The 19,523-nt window shown below is 32.7% G+C and carries 17 protein-coding genes; 14 read left to right on the top strand and 3 right to left on the bottom strand.

Translation table 11 applies throughout. The features are described 5' to 3' along the window. The first annotated feature begins 5 nt into the window (after positions 1–5). From HS129_12640 to HS129_12575, 14 genes are all read left to right on the top strand, one after another. Positions 6–821, top strand: coding sequence for a hypothetical protein (locus HS129_12640; protein ID MBE7412884.1), 816 nt, complete (start codon positions 6–8; stop codon positions 819–821). 5 nt (positions 822–826) lie between these two features. Further along, positions 827–1,621 (top strand): molecular chaperone TorD family protein, encoded by a 795-nt coding sequence (locus HS129_12635; GenBank protein ID MBE7412883.1) that lies wholly within the window; start codon positions 827–829, stop codon positions 1,619–1,621. Between the two features lie 5 nt (positions 1,622–1,626). Continuing rightward, on the top strand, positions 1,627–2,364 hold the full coding sequence (locus tag HS129_12630; GenBank protein ID MBE7412882.1) for a sulfite exporter TauE/SafE family protein: 738 nt from the start codon (positions 1,627–1,629) through the stop codon (positions 2,362–2,364). Positions 2,365–2,377: 13 nt separating this feature from the next. Then, the gene (locus tag HS129_12625; GenBank protein MBE7412881.1) at positions 2,378–3,301 is read left to right on the top strand and encodes a bifunctional molybdenum cofactor biosynthesis protein MoaC/MoaB; all 924 of its coding nucleotides are present in this window, start codon (positions 2,378–2,380) and stop codon (positions 3,299–3,301) included. A gap of 135 nt (positions 3,302–3,436) precedes the next feature. Next, positions 3,437–4,372 (top strand): radical SAM protein, encoded by a 936-nt coding sequence (locus HS129_12620; GenBank protein MBE7412880.1) that lies wholly within the window; start codon positions 3,437–3,439, stop codon positions 4,370–4,372. A 1-nt stretch (position 4,373) separates the two neighbouring features. After that, a complete protein-coding gene (locus HS129_12615) occupies positions 4,374–4,616 on the top strand; it encodes a MoaD/ThiS family protein (GenBank protein ID MBE7412879.1) in 243 nt (80 codons plus the stop codon). Continuing rightward, complete coding sequence (locus tag HS129_12610; protein MBE7412878.1) at positions 4,613–5,032, top strand: molybdenum cofactor biosynthesis protein MoaE; 420 nt, start codon at positions 4,613–4,615, stop codon at positions 5,030–5,032. The genes HS129_12615 and HS129_12610 overlap by 4 nt, the downstream gene beginning before the upstream one ends. A 603-nt stretch (positions 5,033–5,635) precedes the next feature. Beyond that, positions 5,636–7,072: a magnesium chelatase gene (locus HS129_12605; protein ID MBE7412877.1), complete on the top strand. Its 1,437-nt coding sequence runs from the start codon at positions 5,636–5,638 to the stop codon at positions 7,070–7,072. Position 7,073: 1 nt separating this feature from the next. Then, positions 7,074–7,946 (top strand): hypothetical protein, encoded by an 873-nt coding sequence (locus HS129_12600; GenBank protein MBE7412876.1) that lies wholly within the window; start codon positions 7,074–7,076, stop codon positions 7,944–7,946. A 40-nt stretch (positions 7,947–7,986) separates the two neighbouring features. Next, the gene (locus tag HS129_12595; protein MBE7412875.1) at positions 7,987–9,297 is read left to right on the top strand and encodes an HlyC/CorC family transporter; all 1,311 of its coding nucleotides are present in this window, start codon (positions 7,987–7,989) and stop codon (positions 9,295–9,297) included. Beyond that, positions 9,297–9,842 (top strand): phosphopantothenoylcysteine decarboxylase, encoded by a 546-nt coding sequence (locus HS129_12590; GenBank protein ID MBE7412874.1) that lies wholly within the window; start codon positions 9,297–9,299, stop codon positions 9,840–9,842. The genes HS129_12595 and HS129_12590 overlap by 1 nt, the downstream gene beginning before the upstream one ends. Continuing rightward, the gene (locus HS129_12585; GenBank protein ID MBE7412873.1) at positions 9,839–10,501 is read left to right on the top strand and encodes a phosphopantothenoylcysteine decarboxylase; all 663 of its coding nucleotides are present in this window, start codon (positions 9,839–9,841) and stop codon (positions 10,499–10,501) included. The genes HS129_12590 and HS129_12585 overlap by 4 nt, the downstream gene beginning before the upstream one ends. Positions 10,502–10,811: 310 nt before the next feature. Further along, the gene (locus tag HS129_12580; GenBank protein ID MBE7412872.1) at positions 10,812–12,557 is read left to right on the top strand and encodes a hypothetical protein; all 1,746 of its coding nucleotides are present in this window, start codon (positions 10,812–10,814) and stop codon (positions 12,555–12,557) included. A gap of 161 nt (positions 12,558–12,718) precedes the next feature. Continuing rightward, complete coding sequence (locus HS129_12575; protein ID MBE7412871.1) at positions 12,719–13,096, top strand: hypothetical protein; 378 nt, start codon at positions 12,719–12,721, stop codon at positions 13,094–13,096. 23 nt (positions 13,097–13,119) lie between these two features. Here HS129_12575 and HS129_12570 read toward each other — a convergent pair whose 3' ends face one another. From HS129_12570 to HS129_12560, 3 genes are all read right to left on the bottom strand, one after another. Further along, complete coding sequence (locus tag HS129_12570) at positions 13,120–15,033, bottom strand: sensor histidine kinase (protein MBE7412870.1); 1,914 nt, start codon at positions 15,031–15,033, stop codon at positions 13,120–13,122. A 1-nt stretch (position 15,034) separates the two neighbouring features. Continuing rightward, positions 15,035–16,960, bottom strand: a complete 1,926-nt coding sequence (locus HS129_12565) for a sensor histidine kinase (protein ID MBE7412869.1) — start codon at positions 16,958–16,960, stop codon at positions 15,035–15,037. Positions 16,961–17,209: 249 nt separating this feature from the next. Further along, complete coding sequence (locus HS129_12560; GenBank protein MBE7412868.1) at positions 17,210–19,522, bottom strand: right-handed parallel beta-helix repeat-containing protein; 2,313 nt, start codon at positions 19,520–19,522, stop codon at positions 17,210–17,212. Between the last annotated feature and the right edge of the window lies 1 nt (position 19,523).

The following is a 19,523-nucleotide window of genomic DNA, read 5'->3' as shown; positions in this document are numbered from 1 at the left end:
ATTCGATGAAAAAATTATTTTTACTGATAGTATGCAATCTCATTTCAGTTTCATTGTTTGCGCAAGCACAATATACAGTGAAATTTATAAAAGTAGATACGAAGTATTCTGAAAAGCCTGAACCTTCTGCCGGTTTTTGGAAAGACGTAACTCCGATAAAAATCAATCTATCTGCACAGCAGATGACCCAGCCTACACTCAAAGAATCAACCGTTGCCAACCTAACATTTCGTTCAGTTCATAATAATGATACGATTTTTGTTTTGTTGGAATGGGGTGATTCCACAAGAGATTCGAGTCTTGAAACAGAAAAAATGACTGATGCTTGTGCTATTCAATTTCCAATAAAAGAGATGACTAAAACTTCTCCGTTCATGGGATCAAAGAACTCACCGGTTGCAATCGGTCAATGGAAAGCAGTTTGGCAAACAGATGTAGAAAAAGGATTTCAAAGAATTAAAGATATTTATCCGAATACTTGGGTAGAAAATACCGATAAGTTCGGTCAAAATACTGCTCTACTTTCAAAGAACCAAGCGTCTCGCGACGATAGAACTACTCCTTCCCAGCTCGCTATTGCAGAAGGATTTGGCTCTCTTGCATTACAACCTACTACAGATCTAAAATCTTGGGGGGTTTGGGAGAAAAATACATGGAAAGTAGGATTTGCCATGAAGATGAAAAGTGAAAAGCTAAAATTAGAATCAGGAAAAGTTACGGGAATTAGTTTTGCAATTTGGGAGGGAGGAAAGGGAAACGTAGGCTCAAGAAAAAATATACTAATGAGCTGGCAACCAATCTTGATTGAGGCTGGAAAATGAATGTAATGGAATCACCTGTACACCAATCTCTGTATAGATCGGATTTTTACAGGCTCTTATCTATTTCCTTAGATTTTCCTAATTTAGAAAATGTTTCTATAATCCAAGAAATCTCAGAAGCTTTGTTAGAATCTGATTTAACAGATGTAAGACTAAAGCCCTTATTAGAAAACGTAAAAAATTTTTATACGGAAGAAATGATTCCAAGTTTGGAATCAGAGTATTTTCGAATTTTTTCATCAGGAATGAATTGCCCGGAGAGTGAAGGCTCTTACTATCCGGTAGATAGGGGAACAATACTTGGAGATGTGAGCGCATTTTACGAAGCGTATAAATTACAGCCCTCTTCTAAGCAAGGAACTCCAGATTCAATGAAGATGGAGCTAATGTTTATGAGCTTTCTTGCATTGAAGGAAGGATACGCAAAAGAATCCCACGATGATGATAATCTCGAAATCGTAATAGACTCAGAAAAAAAATTTTTGCAGGACCACCTTGGTAGATGGGGATTTATTTTTTCTCTTAAATTAATAGAAACATCTCAGATAGAATTTTATAGATATATTTCCATGATTTTAGAGTTATTTTTAGAATTGGAAATCCAAAATTTGAAAATTCAACCAATCAGAGTAGATAGTTACTTAAAACCAAAAAATCAGGAAAATTATGACAGTCAGTTTGAATGTGCAGGCTCCCCTCCCCAAACTAAAACAAATAATTCAGACAATTCTTACAACGTAACCTTTACAAATAGTGCGTTAGGCGACACACATGAATTATTTAAAAACTCATCTACTTAGTTTGTATGGAGTTTAGTAGTATTATTTTACCGATTTTATTTTTTGTAATAGCGCTGCTATATAGTTCAGTAGGTCATGCAGGAGCTTCAGGGTATTTAGCTATAATGGCAATTGCAGAAATTAGTCCCCCGGAAATGAGATCCTCTGCCCTGATTATGAATATACTTGTTGCTTCGATTTCTTCTGTTCAGTATATTTACAATAAGCGTTTTTCTTTATCTGTATTTTTAACTTTTGCAATTTTTTCAGTTCCATTTTCATTTCTTGGAGGAAGAGTTATATTACCGAATAAAGAAATGAAAATTTTTCTGGGAGCTGTACTTTTACTTTCTGCGTTTGTAATGGTAATCAGAGGTTTTTTGAAAAGCGACTATACCTTAAGAAAACTCCCTATACCGGTTGGAGTGGTTAGTGGATCTACAATCGGTTTTCTATCTGGGCTTACCTCAGTGGGTGGAGGGATTTTTCTAACTCCTTTATTAATATTTTTCAGGTGGGCTACAATTAAAAACACTTCTGGAATTTCTGCCTTATTTATATTGGTAAATTCTATTTCAGGACTTGTAGGCCAATTTTCAAAAAGCATACAAATCAACGAATCGGTTTGGATTTGGTCCCTAAGCGTTATTTTAGGTGGATTAGCCGGCTCGACACTCGGTGCAAAAAAAATGGAAAATAAAGTGATCCTTGGTGCTTTATTTTGTGTTTTAATAATTGCTTCTATAAAAATGTTTATTATATGAGAGAAAATCGACTATGATTGATATAAGTGATAAACATTCTAGTTTAAGAGAAGCAAAAGCTTCAGGGCTTGTAGTTTGCTCTAAAGAAACTATTACTCGCGTTAAGTCCTCCGATTTACCTAAGGGTGATTTATTCAATGTGGCTAAAGCTGCGGGACTACTTGCATCCAAACAAACCCATCTTCTGATACCCCACTGCCACCCTATATTTATAGACTCTTTACAGATTGAATTTCAAATTTTAGAAAATTATTCTGATGGCAAGGGAGCTATCCAAATTCTTGTTCAAGGTAAATCTATACATAAGACAGGAATTGAGATGGAGTTATTGACTTCAGTTTCGGTTACAGCCCTTACAATTTATGATTTATTAAAGCCGATTGATTTAGAAATGGAAATTTCAGAAATTAAACTATTAGAAAAAAAAGGGGGCAAATCAGATAAGAAATTTAAAGTCCCAAAAAATTCAAAATCGGCTATACTCGTTTGTTCTGATTCAACTTCTAAAAAAGAAAGAGAAGATAAGTCCGGTAAAATTATCCAAAAGTATATGGATAAATACAAAGTAGAAGTAGTGGACTTAAAAATAGTCTCCGATGATATAGAAATAATTCAAAAGCAGATTCAAGAATGGGTTAATCAAAAAATCCACTTTATTTTTGTAACAGGTGGAACAGGACTTGGACCGAGAGACAATACAATAGAAGCAGTGAAACCTTTATTAGAAAAGGAAGTTCCGGGTATTGCAGAGGCGATGAGAAGCCATGGTTTTGAAAGAACACCTTGGGCTATGCTTTCTCGAACTATTGCAGGGATCACAGGCGAGTCTTTAATAGTTACCCTGCCCGGTAGCTCCAATGGTGCAAAGGAAAGTTTGGATGCAATTTTACCTGGAGCGTTTCACGCATTGAATATGATTCTTGGAGGGGGACACTAAGGCAAATTTTTTAAAATCGACTCCGATCCGAATTATCTAAGGCGAAAGCTATGGTAAGAGGACGAAAGGTATGAGAGAAATCTCCACACCAAGCCGAGGTCAAGGTAGCTTGACTAAATTGCAAAGGGGTTTACTATGATAATAGATAAAAAGAACCGACAGTTTAAAAAGTTAAGAGTCAGTTTATTACAAAACTGCAATTTTTCTTGTGCGTATTGTTCTCCAAGTGGAAGTAAGTTAGTAAACACAGGTAAGCAAACCCCTGTAAACGAGATTTTAGAAAATATTTCTAGGATTCATGATATTGTAGGTTTAGAGTCGATCCGGCTAACGGGTGGGGAACCAAGTCTTTACAAAAACTTAATCGAGCTAATTTTAGGCTTAAAAAAACTCAATATTCCAAGAATTGCACTCACTACAAATGGAAGTAGGCTAAAAAAATCAGCAACTAGTCTAAAAAATTCAGGATTAGACAGCATTAATGTTTCCTTAGATTCGATAAGTGAAGAAATTTTCCAAAAAATAAATAGATTTAAAGGGGTAGGTACTGTTTTAGAAGGTATTGAGTCTGCACTAAATGCGGGTATAGAGGTTAAAATTAACTGTACAGTAATGAAAGGTATAAATGAAACCCAGATCCTGCCTATACTGGAATGGGCAAAAGAAAGAAATATAACTACTCGTTATTTAGAGCTTATGAAAATGGGGAGTATTTTTTACTCTCATCAAGACTTTTATTTTTCAGAAAAAAATATTATAGAAATCATTCAGCAGAAATACAATTTAATCGAGCTTGGAAGGAAGAAGTCAGATACTTGCACTTATTGGGAAATTCCAGGGAGTATAAAAATTGGAGTAATTTCAAACCATTCAAATCCATTTTGCTCGGATTGTGATAGGTTAAGAATGGATTATAAAGGAAATATATACGGTTGTTTAAGCGAAAACACCTATTTCCCAATACAAAAAGAAGAAAAAGAGCTGAAGATAGCTCTTGAGAAAGCAATTTTATTGAAAAAAGAAAGAATTTTTTCGGGAAGTTCTATTTCAATGCAATCAATTGGAGGGTGATTTGGATATAAAAGTAAAAACATTTGCGGGTCTAAAAGAATTATTGGGAGGAGAGATTGTGGTCAATATGCCTAAGTCTTCTACAATCGAAGACTTGGAAAGAAAAATCTTAAGCATTTCTCCTGAATCAGAAAGGCTTTTATCTATTTCAGCCTTTGTAGTAGATGATTCTATTGTAGAAAAAGAATTTTCTTTAATAGAAAACTCATTAGTGTATTTACTTCCACCTTGTAGCGGAGGTTGATCATCTTGAAATATCTTACACGCGATCCAATCGACTTAGGAGAATTATTAAGCGAGCACCACAACCCGAAATCGGGAGCTATTGTTCTATTTAGCGGTGAAACAAGAGATTATAGCAAAGAAAAGACAGTAAAATACTTAGAATACGAGTCGCATACAGAGTTAGCAGAAAAAATTATAGAAGGAATACTAAAAGAAGCGACTGAGAAATGGAATTTGAATAGCGCAATTTGCATTCATCGCTTAGGGGTAGTGATGCCCCTTGAGTCTGCAGTGGTTGTTATAACTTCTTCTCCTCATAGAAAGGAGGCTTATACCGCAAATCAATTCATCATAGACTCCGTAAAAAAGAATGCACCTATTTGGAAGAAGGAAGTATTTGAAGACGATTCATCAAATTGGAAAGAAGGTTTATAGAGTTTTGCAAATATTCTATATGAAGCATTGTATTCGATAGTTTCTATACAGATGAAAATAAAATTTAATTTGAATTAAGGATAAAAAAAATCAACTGAATTTATTCCAACTAATGAACGATAATTTGTTTAGATTACAAAAGTAATCAAAGTTCAAGCATAATGAGCATAGAAAAAAAATGAAAAAAAATTTATACTTTTTTTATTTTTTCTTTACAACTTTTATGGGTTTAATTCATTATGTCTCTTGAATAGAGTATTCATTATCAAAATTAATTCATTAAGTTTAATAATGAATATGAAACAAATCCGAGAGGAGGAAAAATTTTCATGGTTGCTAAAAAGAAAGCTGCAGCAAAAAAGAAACCAGCTGCTAAAAAAAAGCCAGCTGCTAAAAAGAAATAAATAAAAAAAACTTTTTAGATATATAAAAATCGTAAGATTTACTTAGAACCCGCTTGAATAGAGCGGGTTTTTTGTTTTTTATGTATTCTTTCTCTATTTTCTCAAAAAATCTAATTAAAAAAAACATTTTTTGCTGGAAGAATCAAACCCTTTTAGTAAGTTTAAGTAAAGATTTCAGAATAATATAATTTTTTACACAATGAAAACAAAAATCCAAAAAATTAAACCATCCAATCTTGCACAATTGAAGAAATCTGAGTATAGAGAGCGTCCAATTAAAGTAGAAATGGCTGAAAATCTATCTTTGAAAATCAAAAACAAAGAAAAAATCTTCCCTGAAATTCACGGCTATGACGATACTGTGATCCCTCAACTAATTACTGCAATTCTATCCGGTCATAATATAGTTTTATTAGGAGAAAAAGGACAAGCCAAGACAAGAATAATGAGGTCGCTCACCTCACTTCTCGATGAGTATATACCTGTTATAGATGAAAGTGAAGTATTTGAAAGCCCTTTTCACCCGATTACAGCAAAGTCTAAGAGAAGATTGGCAGAAGAAAAAGATCGTTTACCGATTCGATGGATTCATAGTTCTGAAAGATACGCTGAACGTTTAGCCCCAGGCTCTAAGATAGCTGACATAATTGGAGATATTGATCCTTCAAAAATTATAGGTGGGGAAGCTCTGTCTTCGGAAGGAGCAATTTATTTTGGGTTGCTACCAAGGATGAACAGGGGAATTTTTGCTATTAATGAAATCCCTGACTTAGACTACCTTGTTCAAGTGTCTTTGTTTAATATTTTAGAAGAATCAGATATTCAAATTCGTGGAATCCCTATTCGATTTTCATTAGACTCGTTTATTTGTTTTACCGCAAATCCTGAAGATTACTCCAGAACAGGGAAAATTATATCTCAATTGAAGGATCGTATTGGTTCTGAAATTAGAACTCACTACCCAAGATCTCGAAAAATAGGTTTAGATATCACCAAGCAGGAGATTGATTTACCGATTTCATCTCCTAAAATAGACGTTCCGAATTTTATTGAAGAGATTATAGAAGAAGTTACTATCCAAGCAAGAAATTCTCATCTGATCAATAAAAAATCCGGTGTTAGTGCTAGATTGAGTATTGCAAATTATGAAACAGCAGTAAGTTCTGCAAGAAGAAGGAGCCTATTTTTTGGTGAAAAGAATGGAATCGTAAGAATTACCGATCTTGGAAATCTGTTTGTGTCTTCTTCTGGAAAAATTGAGCTTGATCCCTATAGAGACGAGGCTATTACAGAGTATCAAGTGGTAATGAAATTAATTGACCTCGCTACAAAAACTGTATTTGAAGAATACTTTCCACCAAAAAAGTATTCTAAAGAGTTTGAAGAAATTACAAGGCAAGTATATTCTTCTCAAAAATTAGAAATTTCTGATAGCATGCCTTTGTCTGAATATAGAAATATTTTAGAAATTGTACCAAGTATGTGGGATTTATTGAACGAAAAAAATTTAGACAAAGACGAGAAGTTATTAGCTTCTGGAATAGAATTTATTCTTGAAGGGCTTGTATCATTAAAAAAATTATCTCGAAGAAGATTAGGTGAGATTTCTGCGTTTAAATCTATTGACATTTATTAAAATGAAGAAATTCCTCCTTATTTTTCTTTTTGGATTTATTCACTACTCAATTTTTTCTCAAATCCAAGAATTTCATTCAGTAGAAGACGGATTTTTAAGGTTACAAGACTCATCACTTCAAACAGGGAAATTCAAGTTAGTCTCTCCTGACACCGGAGATATAATTTACCTAATCGGAGTGATTCATATTGGAGAAAAATCCTACTACGAAAAAATCAACGTATTTTCAAAAGATATGGATGTCCTTTTTTACGAAGGGGTTTCCTTTTCCACTCAAAAACTCAGCAATACTAAACATTCTATTTTACAAAATATCGCACAAGTTGCAAATAAACAAACCAATTTTAAAGAGATTCTCAAATACCAAGAGTCTTTTGCAAAAAAAGTTTCTTTGGCTCGTCAGGTAGATGAATTAATTCCTGAGTACAATTGGGTAAATGCAGATGTGAATTATGCCGAATTTCAAAATATTTTAAAAAAACATGAGATTTCTCAACATAAGATGATGAATTATTTATCGCTCGACAATAAAAATACCTTTCAGAATTATAATGAAATAGAGAATATGGATGAAACAAATCCAGTATTTATAAAAAAGATAAAGGAGTATAAAAAAATCATAGCATCAAATCTTGTCACATCAGCCAATGATTTGTGTTTTAGTGAAAAAATGAAACTTGCAAGGAAAATACTTATCTTAGAAAGAAATAAAGTAGCATTGAGTTTTGTTCAAAAGCGACTCAATCAAAAAAACCCTCAAATAATCGGAATGTTGTATGGAGCAGCGCACATTCCTGATTTCTTAAATATTTTACAAAAAGAGTATGGTTTCATTATTGATTCCCATGAATGGTTGGATGCATGGAATCTTTAAGAAATATGATTCAACCAAAAAACTAAAAGACGAATCTGAAATGGAAGGAATTTTTGAAATACCTATTATTTTATCTTTAATTCTTGCGAATGGATTTTTTGTAGCCACTGAATTTGCCTTAGTTTCTATGCGACCTTCTCGTTTAGAGGAGCTAATCAAAGAGAATAAACCATTAGCTTACTTAACCCAAAGAGCTGTTGCCAATCTGAACGATATGCTTTCCACCTGCCAAGTCGGGATTACGATTGCAAGTTTACTTCTTGGTTGGCTCGGAGAAATGTTTATTGTTCATAGATTGGAAGCGGTACTAAACTTTTTTGAATTCAATTCAAGTCTTGCTACAATTCATGCTTTTTCTATCACAGCATCCTTTATTCTAATAACTTTTTTTCATATTATTTTAGGAGAGCTTGCACCAAAAACAATTGCTATACAAAAGACAGAATTTATTGCGTTAAGAGCATCCATTCCGTTATTTTTCTTCTACTATTTATTTTTTCCGATTATCTTCATAATGAACAAAATTACTTCAGGGATTCTTAGAATTTTTGGAATGCAATTTAGCGTAGGAAGATTTTTGCACTCACCGGAAGAATTGAGAATATTGATAGAAGAACAGAATAAACACGGAAATATAGATAACGCCGAGTTTCAAATGATTCAAAAATCTTTCACTTTTTCCGAGCACGAAGCAAAAGAAGTGATGACACACCGACTCAATATTGTAGGGATTCCGGCTAACGTATCAATGGAGAAAATTTTAGGGCTTATCGCAGAGCACAACTTCTCTCGTTACCCTGTTTACGAAGATACAACTGATAAAATTATCGGAGTAGTTCATGTTCAAGCATTTATCGAGTGGATGGCGAATCCAAAAAAAAACACAAAAGACAAAATCACGAGTATTATGCAAGCTCCCGTCTTTGTTCCTGAAACTTTATCTATCGAAAAAGTTTTACAAAAACTGAGACACGCCAAACAACATTTGGCTATAGTAGTAGATGAATATGGAGGAGTTGCGGGGCTATTGACTCTTGAGGATATCATTGAAGAAATTTTTGGACAAATTCAGGATGAAACAGATGACCATGGTGTAGATCCCGCTCAAATAGAGGAGTCCCCTGTTTTCTCAATGGATGGAGAAGCCGAATTGGAAGAGCTAAAAGAAATTTTAGAAGGTGAAAATTTAGCGGATATGGTGAATGTCAGAACAATTGCCGGATTTATTTTAGAAAAGTATGGAGATCTACCCGAAGAAGGCACTACAATTTCAATTGCTATGGGTGACTTGCAAGTAGAAAAAATGGAAGGGAATAAAATTAGTCGAGTAAAATTTATTAAAAAAGGTTAGTGGGTTTTATTAAAATGAAAGAAATCGTAATTGCTGTAACAGGAAGTATCGCCGCTTATAAAACTTGCGAACTAATCAGAAATTTAAAAAAAGACAATCTTCCTGTAAAAGTAATCATGTCGCATAACGCAACTAAATTTATCGGAAAAATAACCTTTGAAGCACTTACAGGAAACTCTGTGATGGTAGACAAGTTTGAATCAGGAATGCCTCATATTGAAGTAAAAAATTTTGCTTCTGTGTTTGCTGTAATTCCTGCTACGGCTAACACAATCGGCAAAATGGCTCATGGAATTGCAGGTGACTTACTCACTTCCACCTACCTTGCAGCGAATTGCCCTGTGGTTATCGCTCCTGCCATGAATCCGGGAATGTATTCCAAAAAAGTTGTTCAAAGAAATATTGAACTACTAAAAAATGATGGAGTGATAGTCCTCGATTCACAAAAAGGAGTAGTTATATGTGGTGATGAAGGTTACGGAAAAATGGCAGATATATCCGAAATCCAAAAAATTCTGACACAACTTCATCAGAAAAATTCATGACATTTAAAAAAGCGATTATTACATCCGGGCCTACACGAGAGTGGATTGATCCTGTAAGATATATCTCAAATGCGTCGTCAGGAAAAATGGGTTATTGCATAGCATACGAACTTAGCAAAAAAATTCCTGAAATAGTTTATATTTGCGGCAACACTACTGAGCGTTATGCGACATTCCAAAAAGGAAAAACTATCAAAGTCGAAACAACGATAGAAATGAAAAACTCGGTTTTATCCGAGATTGAAGAATCTACACTACTAATTATGGCTGCTGCCCCTGCGGATTTTAGACCTAAAAAACAAGAAAGGCAAAAAATAAAAAAAAGTTTAACCGGCAAATATACTATAGAGCTGATTGAAAACCCGGATATTTTAATAGAGTGTAAGAAAAAAATTCAATTCGAGAAATGGAAAAATACAAGAACAATTGGATTTGCCGCAGAAACAAAAAATTTGAAAAAGTATGCACTTGATAAATTGAACAAGAAAGGATTAAGTTATATTATAGGAAATTATGTCGATTCAAACCAAAAAGGCTTTGGAGAAAAGGATACCACAGTTCAAATATACTCCACGAATGGAATTGAAATTACTTTTGGGCCAGCTAAAAAAGAAAAAATTGCACAAGCAATCTGCCATTTTCTTTTAAAGAAACTTTAGAGAGTGGTGATTGCCCCAAGTTTTTCATAATCATTTGCCAGCATAAATACGTTTGTAGTGTATGTGTCTCTGTCAATTCTTTTAGAGATTAAATCTTCGTGTAAAAGGCTGAGTAGTAAGTAGAACATTTTGCACCTCTGCTATTAATATTCGCATCGTTTTAAAAAATCTATTAGCACTTTTTTGAATGATAACAAGAAATTAAAACGAATCTATAGATATTTTTGCTAATATGAGACAAAAACAAATAGTATGTTTGCAACCTTTTAAAAAAAATGCACCGGAAATAAATTTCTACTTTATTTGACAAATGAAACTTAGTGATTATATTGGGCAGATGAATAAAAAGTATGATTGGAATAAATGGTTTGCTTTTGCATTTCTAATTTTAGCTATTCTTGGAATACTCGATAGAATTTGGGTAGCTGAAGACGCATATATCACATTTAGACATATAGATAATTTTTTTGCCGGAAATGGATTGACCTTCAATAACGGAGAGCGAGTAGAAGGATTTACCCATCCACTATGGACTTTTCTTTTAATTGCACTAAGATTTGTAGGAATACCAAACCATCAAGGAGCCATCTTTCTTGGATTATGTTTCTCGATTGGGGGACTAATTTTAGCGTATAGATTTTTTCAAAGTAGATTTGACAAAATACTTTTTCTTTTTGCTTTTCTTTTAATTTCCAACTCTGGGTTTAGAGATTTTTCTACTTCCGGTTTGGAATTTTCTCTGACATTTTTTCTTTTAACGATGCTTTTTATTTTTATCTTAGGTAGAGAGATTCAAAACCATATAGTTGTGTTTTCCATCTTGTCTCTTTTATATTTAACAAGGCCGGAAATGGGGCTTCTATTATTTTATTATGGTTCGCTTGGAATATTTATCTATTTGAAAGAAAAAGATTTTAAGCACATTTTTCAAATTGTTCTACCTATAATTTTAATCGCAGGAAGTTATCACGCGTTTCGGTTTTTTTATTATCATGATATTTTTCCGAATACTTATTACGCAAAATCCGGAGGTGAAAGCAACTACTTCCAAGGTATCAAGTACCTTTCTCATACATTACGTTATTCGCCATTCCTCATACCTTCAATACTAATCTTTCTATTTTCAATTCCTGCTTTTATTCGATTGGGAAAAAGCAACCATCAAGTGAAGTTTTTATTGCGAGACTTTAGTGGATTGCTACTCTTAATGTTTTATATTGTTCGTGTTGGTGGAGATTTTATGGCGTTTCGATTTTTCTTGCCTTCAATAGTCATCTTTACATACTTATTTCAGTTCTATCAAAATACTCTGTGGGCATCCAAAGATTTATCTCTTAAATCAACTTATCTCGTAAATAGCATCTTGCTTGTATTTTGTATATATTTTGTTTTCTTTAATCAAAAAATTCCATTAGTCAAAGGATTTATCGTTGATGAAAGACAAGTTTATACCAGAGGTCTAAACCAAGATATATTTTCCAGATTTCAAGAAATCCGCTATCCTTGGTATATAGAAGGGCTAAAGATGAAAGAGCTTGTAACTTGTTTGCAATATAAAAATTTTATTATAACCAATTCAGTTACAAATGCAAAATGTGCGCCCGGTTTAGGTCTTGGATATTATTCTGTAGCAGCAGGCACTAACGTATTTATAATTGACGAGCAAGGATTAACCGATAAATTCATTGCAAAACAAAAACGCCCCGGTAGCTTTCGTCCCGGGCACGAAAGAAGTGTTGGGTTGGATTATCTTATTGATAAAGGAGTATTTTTTTGCTCTTTAAATAATTCCGAATACGACGAAAATATGAAAACTCGTTTTGGCGTTATCATCAATCTTTCTCCAGAGTTTTTGTTTCGATTGGGTCAAACAGAATACACAAAAAGAATAAGTAAATTAAAGGAAATATTTTTAAAAACACGTTTTCCTACTACAGAAAATGAAAAACAAATTCATAGCTTGCTTTTGAAATTAGAATCTAAATATAAAATGAAAATTCTAGAATTGCCGGATTTAGTTCCAAAAGAATACGAAGCGTATTCAAAGTGTTGGTAGAAAATTGGAAGTAGAAAACTTACTTAGACTTCTTGCATTTTAGAGGAATAGGTCTGCGAAGTAAAATAGAATTTTCCTAAAGCGTATTTTTCAATTCTAAAATACAAATTCTTGTTTACTATAAAATTAGATTTGCACATACATAGAATAAGGAGAGATATATGAAAAAAATCTTTTTTTTAATACTAGCTTTTGTGATTTCACTAAACTCAATTGGTTGCCTTTACACAAATGTTGTTGCCCCAATAAAAACATCAGATGAAACACGATACAATTTTACAACTGCTGATTTTACTATTCTCGGTAGAGTAGAAGCATCCGGATCCATTTCCAGTTATTTCTGGCTTGTTTCTGTGGGAGGAGCCGGATATTTTGAACTTCTTGACCAAGCGAAAAAGTTAGGTGGAGATGAAGTAATGAATGTAAAAGTCGATATTATAAACCAAAGCGCAGTATTATTCCTATGGCAAAAAGTAACTTGGAAAGCTACAGGGTTTGCTGTAAAATACAACAAATTAGATAAACCTGAAAAAAAATAGAACACCACGCCTGAATAAAAAATTCAGGCAACTTTCTTTTTTCCAAAAGTAGGAAGCTTAAATCTTTTTTCCTTTTTCGGAGTTATATCAATATTGGCCGTTATGGGAACTGCCTGAAGCTCAAAATCAATTCTTAAATATTTCTTGTGCAGTATTTTCATTTCGAAATGACCTTCGAGCAATCGTAAAGTTTCTTTAATGATTGCCCATTTTACGGCATTTTCATTTGATTTTCTACCGGCAAGCTCTTCGTAAAGTCTTTGGGTTACTTTATGATTTTTATGGTATAGCATAAATCGAAAATGAAGTTGACCTTTTAGATCTGAGGTGATTATCAAGTCAATGTTTTGAAATTCTTTAAAACTCGGAAAATCTATAAGACGCATAATAATAGAATTGATTAAATCTAAACTATTGTGAATTTCGTATGCATAATCAACTTTTATTGAATACGTGATTTTTCCTTCAGGTAAAACTGCTCGAATAAAATCTACAAAATTTACTGTTTCTTTGTACTGAGCTTTTGCCATAACTTCAAGACGAGACAACTCTAAAATATCATCCATAGTATAATTTAGATTGTCATGGATAGATTTCATCTCTCGAAACATTTCAGGAATACTTGAAGTCTCATCTTTGGCTTTTAATTTTGCGATAATTTGACGAATATGAAGAAGAGGAGTAGTCATCATTTTATCCATGTGTTTAAATATTCTTTCTCTAAGTGAGTCCACCTCTTTCAATTGCTCAAATCGTTTTTGTATTTTCAATTTAAACATGATAAATCGTAGTCTGAGAGAGAGAGTTAAAAATAATATAAATATAAAATACGCTTTATCCAATGATGAATCACTGTCAATAAAGCCTCGCTCAATTAATATTTGTTTTATAATTGCATAAATAAAATAAGAAATCGCAACACCGAATATTATTCCTTCTCGATTTTTTTCGATAATTTTTCTTTGACAAATCAAAACAGTGTAACCCAACAAAAGAACAATATGCAATGACCAGATAGATATGAAATTATCCCAAAAATAAGGGTTTCTGAAAATTGCAAAAATTACAGCAAAACCAAGATTTACAAAATAATAAATATTTTGGTACTTTATTTTTGGAACTGAAAAAAACTCCTGAATAAAAATTAAATACAAATAAGGGAGATGGAAAAGAACTAAGTACTCTAAATATTTGAACAATAAAAAACTATCTATAATTTCAAATCTATACTCATTTTTAAATAAGAGATACAATGAAAAACAAAAAGTAAATATACTGAAGAATAAATACTCCTTCATTTCTTTCATCTTCCAGAAATTGATTAGAAAAAATAATCCTATAAAAAAATAAAAAGCTACATAGATAATATCATCTGTTTCAGCGTTGTATATATCGTCTAACGCATTTGAAAATGGTACAATTTGTACAGGAGCAGATGTAATACCGGCAATATTTCTGAATTCAGAATCGATCTTGACCGCAATTGTATTTTGTCCTTTACGAATAATTTCTTGAGGAATATAATAAACTCTTTTTCTACCATACGCATAATTATTCTGAATGCTATCGGTAGGTTTTTTTCCGTTGATTCCAATTAGAACTCCATTAAAAAACACCTCGTCTTTATCATACACCCTACCCAAATATAGAGCCATCGGTTGATTGTACATCTCAGGGTTCAAATCAACACCTTTTCTAATCCAAAGAATTCCCCTTTGAGATTTATTTAAGAGACGAAAATTTCCCGGTACTTTTGTATTTTCCCAGTTTTGACTCGAATATTCTGGAGAAGCATAGTTTGGGTTATCTCTAAAATCAATAGACCAATCGTCACCAGATAAATCAACAATGTGCGTACCTTTTTCATTTCTCTCTGAGCTGCAATGTATTTGAAAAATTAAGAGTATTAAAAAAAGTATATTTGTAAAAATTTTCATATTACGCCGCCTTCAAAGGAAGTACAACCATTACTTTTGTTCCAAATCCATTTTGACTTTGAAGTTCAATTGTTCCTCCTAAATACTCTACAGATGCTTTCACTAAGGTTAATCCAATTCCAGAACCTACATTTTCTGACTCTTTTCCGGAAAAACCTCCTCGCACAAATTTATTAAAAATATTCGTTTGAACTTCTTTTGAAATACCAGGCCCTTCATCACTGATAATAAGTTGGCCCTTCCCCAATTCAGACTTGAATGAAATATGAATTCTATCTGTTTTCCCGGAATACTTATATGCATTTTCAATCAGATGGTATGCAATTAAAAATAATAATTTTTTAGAATTTGTGGTTTCAAAATCAGGTGGGTGGATTGTAACAGTTTTATTTTTTCGTTTTTGTCCGAGTCTTTTTTCTACAGTTTCAATAGCTTCTACGATCACTTCTCGAATAGAAAATCGTGTAATGATCGGTACAAATGATTTATCTTCGACACTTTTCAATGTAATGGCATCTTTGAATGTTGAAAGAGATAATCCTACATACAAATCAATTTCATCAAGGTTAAGTTTTGGATTTTTTGAAGGTTTTAATCCTTGAATAGTTGAGCTTATAATTTTACCAAGCTCATCCATATAAATTTTAAACTCATGCGATACATTCCAAAGAAAATCTGTTTTAATTTTTTCCATTTTGATTAATTCTTTTTCTTGGTCTAAATAATTTTTTAAACTTTCAACCATTTCATCAGAAAGCTGAATAGAAATATTGATTAGAAAAAACATAAAGCCAAGATACACAGTACCGGGGAGTTTTATTAGTTCTATGGCTGTTAATGAATCTATAATAATTGTAGGAACGAGTCCGATCATACCGATAAAAATATATTTTATTTTTGACTTGTTAGTTTGGTAATTTTTGTAAATAGTAAAAAGTACCAAAGCCATCGGGTAGATTAAAGTCAAATTGAAAATATCTATAATCAAAGTCCACTGGCTTGTTGTCTTACTTATAAAAGTAAATAGCAATAAAATCATCATCCCAATTTCGTAAACATAAAGAAGAAGATTTCTTTTTTGGTTTAAATACATATACAGAAAGTTTACAAATAAGACTGGAAGAGTGATAACGATGATTAGCTCTATTTTAAACGAAAGTGCAAAATCTTCAAAGATTCTATATCTATACTGAGTTCGCAAAAGTGTATAAAAACCTAAAGCAATAGAGAATAAGGAAAAAAATAAATTACCTCTATTCGTAGATTTTACAATAGAAGCCATTATAAAAAAAATTCCCATCATTAAAAAAACATACCCGGACATAATTCCAAAAATATTTTTTCTTGCTACACTTTTTGTGATTTCTAATTGGTTGTTGATTGCAGGTGGGATTATAAAACCGGAAGTATTTGTAGAAGAGTATATTCGAATAGCAATTAAATTAGAGCCGTTTATAAAAAATTTTTTAGGAATTGTATAAACTCTGAATTTGTGAAGATCTACACTCAGAGTTGGTACAGTCTGACCGGTAGAACCTATAAGATTCCCGTTAAAATATACTTCATCAACATCTCGAACTTCTCCTAAGCTAATCGAAAGTGGCTCGTTCCATTCTTTTAAATTTTCAGGAATATAAAACTTACATCTGTACCAATGGTAACCTATGATTTTAACAGACTTATCCTTACCGTAATCCGGTAAGTTTTTTTTTGTCCAGAGGGAATCGTCCATAAGAGGGTCTTTCCAATCCGGGTTATCTCCCCTGCGATACATCCAACCGGAAGTCAGCGATATTTTATTGTCGAAACTACCAATTACAGAGTTGCAATCTTCTGATAATAGGTTATCGGGTATATATAAAATAAATAAAAAAACAGAAACTACGAATAATTTCTTAAATATAAAATTTACTATGGTCTTAAACATTTTCTAATTCAGTAATATTACAGTTTTCTAACTGTGCCGAAAAAGATAAATCAAAATTCTATTTCAATATAGATTGAATTAAAAAGAAAAACAATTCAGTTGAAAAAGTTAAAATACAAATATCTTACTTCCTATGGGACATAGTATTTAAAGAGGAAGATTATTATTTTTATTTGTATTAAAACATTTCAAAACAAACTAGCATAGAAGTTTAAGTAAACTTATCATTCATCATTAAAAGAAAACCTTTTAGTAACCATTTCCTACATATTGAAAAAGTTTGACATTTGTAATTGCGGTACCTGTTCCAATATCTGAACACCCGGATACATTAGATGCACTTTGTATCGTTCCGTGACCCTGGTACGCTCCTATGTTTGGAGAATATAGGCAATTTTCATTAGATTCGCATAATCCATTATCGTTACCAGTACCATCATTTATTAATTCAATTGCGTTGGCTAAAAATGTAGTTCTACAATCCAAAGGACCATAATATTTAGCCCCAGGGAAAACTAAATTACAACTTGCATCGTCAGTCTGTCCTGTAGCATGCCAAAAATGAGTTTGAGTAAAATTTCCATCTGGACAAGTCAAAACATTCCTGATTTCTGAGTTAATTTTGCTTAAACTTAAAGCAAAGATTTGACAATTTCCGGCTGTACACTTTCCACGATGACCTGTATCAGGAAATGGATTTGCATGAGCTATACCCCAGCCTTTAGTCATACTATTTAAAAAATACCAATCGTTGCTAATATTATAAATTGCTTGTCCTGTTCCATCGGCAGAAGAATTTATCGAGTCAGTAGATTTACCATTGAAGATACCATAAGGACTTGATATTGGTTGATAAGTAAAATTTGATGGAGCTACAGCCGGACTACATGTTCCGGTAGTTGGTCCCGATGTATTAGTTGTATTGGTGCATGTACTGGCTAAAGTATTTTTAAAAAGCCCTGTAAAATAATATCTTGAATTTCCTGTAGAGTTCATGGAAACAGCTGCACCATTTCCGATATAGGCCGTATGATTGAATGTATGAGTTCCTAAAGTAGAGGATAAATTATCAGATATTAATAGCCCATTAGTTTGATTATTTGCTAAAACTATATCCATTAATAAATTTCCGCCACTTGCAGTACCCCCTAAATTAATTCCATTAGTAAAGCTATTAGCGACAGTGACCGAAATAAAAACATTATTCTTTTTCGTTTGAGCAGCCCCGGATAAGTCTATTCCGGCCTCTGTTGTATTCATAATCGTATTGTATAGAAAAATATTTGAAGATACGCTGAATCCATTAGAATCAATTCCTCTTCTATTGTTATAACTGCTTAGACCTAAAATTAAATTATTGCTTGATGTACCTGAAATTTGAAGTCCTGCTAATTCATTATTTCCCGTAAATAAATTTTGAACTATATTATTGTTTGAATTTTGAATCTTCAGTCCTACTGAACCTGCAAAAATCATGTTAGCGATTCTTGAATTATGAACTTTACTATAATTAGACTGAAAAAGGTTTATTCCTTGAGAAGCAGCTGTAATAGCCGATCCATCTAATGTCACTTCGAGCCATACAAAATTCTTAGAATTTGTGTCTATAATTCCAGTATTTGCTGTAGAAATAATTTTTGTTTTTGTTGATGGATTTGTAACTATTCCTACTTTTGAGTTCCCAAGTGTCACTGTGCTTGAACAAGTTACGTTTGACGATATTGCATAGATTACACCTTCTCCTGAAGTTGTTGGAACACAAAGAGGAGACACTGTTCCAATTTCATTTCCCCAGAATACTCGCTCTTTGGTTTGCATATATGTAGTTTGACCATCATAGACAGCTACTGTTATATTTTTAAATTGTAGATTTGTAAAATCAATCGTATCAGAAAGACCTTTCCCATCTCTTAAACCAGTTGAAAGAGCATAAACAGATCCGTTAGGAGATACCACGCAAGCCCAATTGAGTAATGTGAGATTGTCAACGATTGAAATATTGGTGCAACTTGTTTTTCCTGTAATCTCAAAAACTCTATATAAAAATGCAGGAATACACCCGCGATATTGAGTTTCTGTTCCTAAACATGCAGTATTTGAAGCATTTGCAATATTAGTTCCATCATTTTTTATATAGTCATTCCAATTCAAACCATTAGAATATAAATAATTTATATTTGCAACTACACAGGATATCTGGACTGTATGAACATTCCCTCCAATTGTGCCTGAACCATTCGCTATTGAACAAGAGTAACCTGTTGGCTGAGATTTAACAGTTACTGTGTAGCTTTGTCCTAACATAAGTCCCATTAAAAAAGTAAAATTTGTTTGTCCTCCATAAATAGACAAGTCAGATTTTTCGTTTAAGGAGACGACTAACTCTCCAGAAACTAAACCAGAGACAGTTCCACCCACTAAAAAACCTATATTGCAATGAGACTGGTTGGTAACACAATTAAATATTGCAAGTAGCTCTGGTGAAGAATCGACTTCGGGTAATTTTACATTACACTTTGTTAAGTTAAATAACAAAATAATTAAAATGATAGAATATTTCATG

It is taken from the genome of Leptospiraceae bacterium (genome assembly GCA_015075105.1).
In the GTDB taxonomy this organism is placed as follows: Bacteria; Spirochaetota; Leptospiria; order Leptospirales; family Leptospiraceae; genus JABWCC01.
This window is presented reverse-complemented; position numbering and strand designations above follow the sequence as displayed.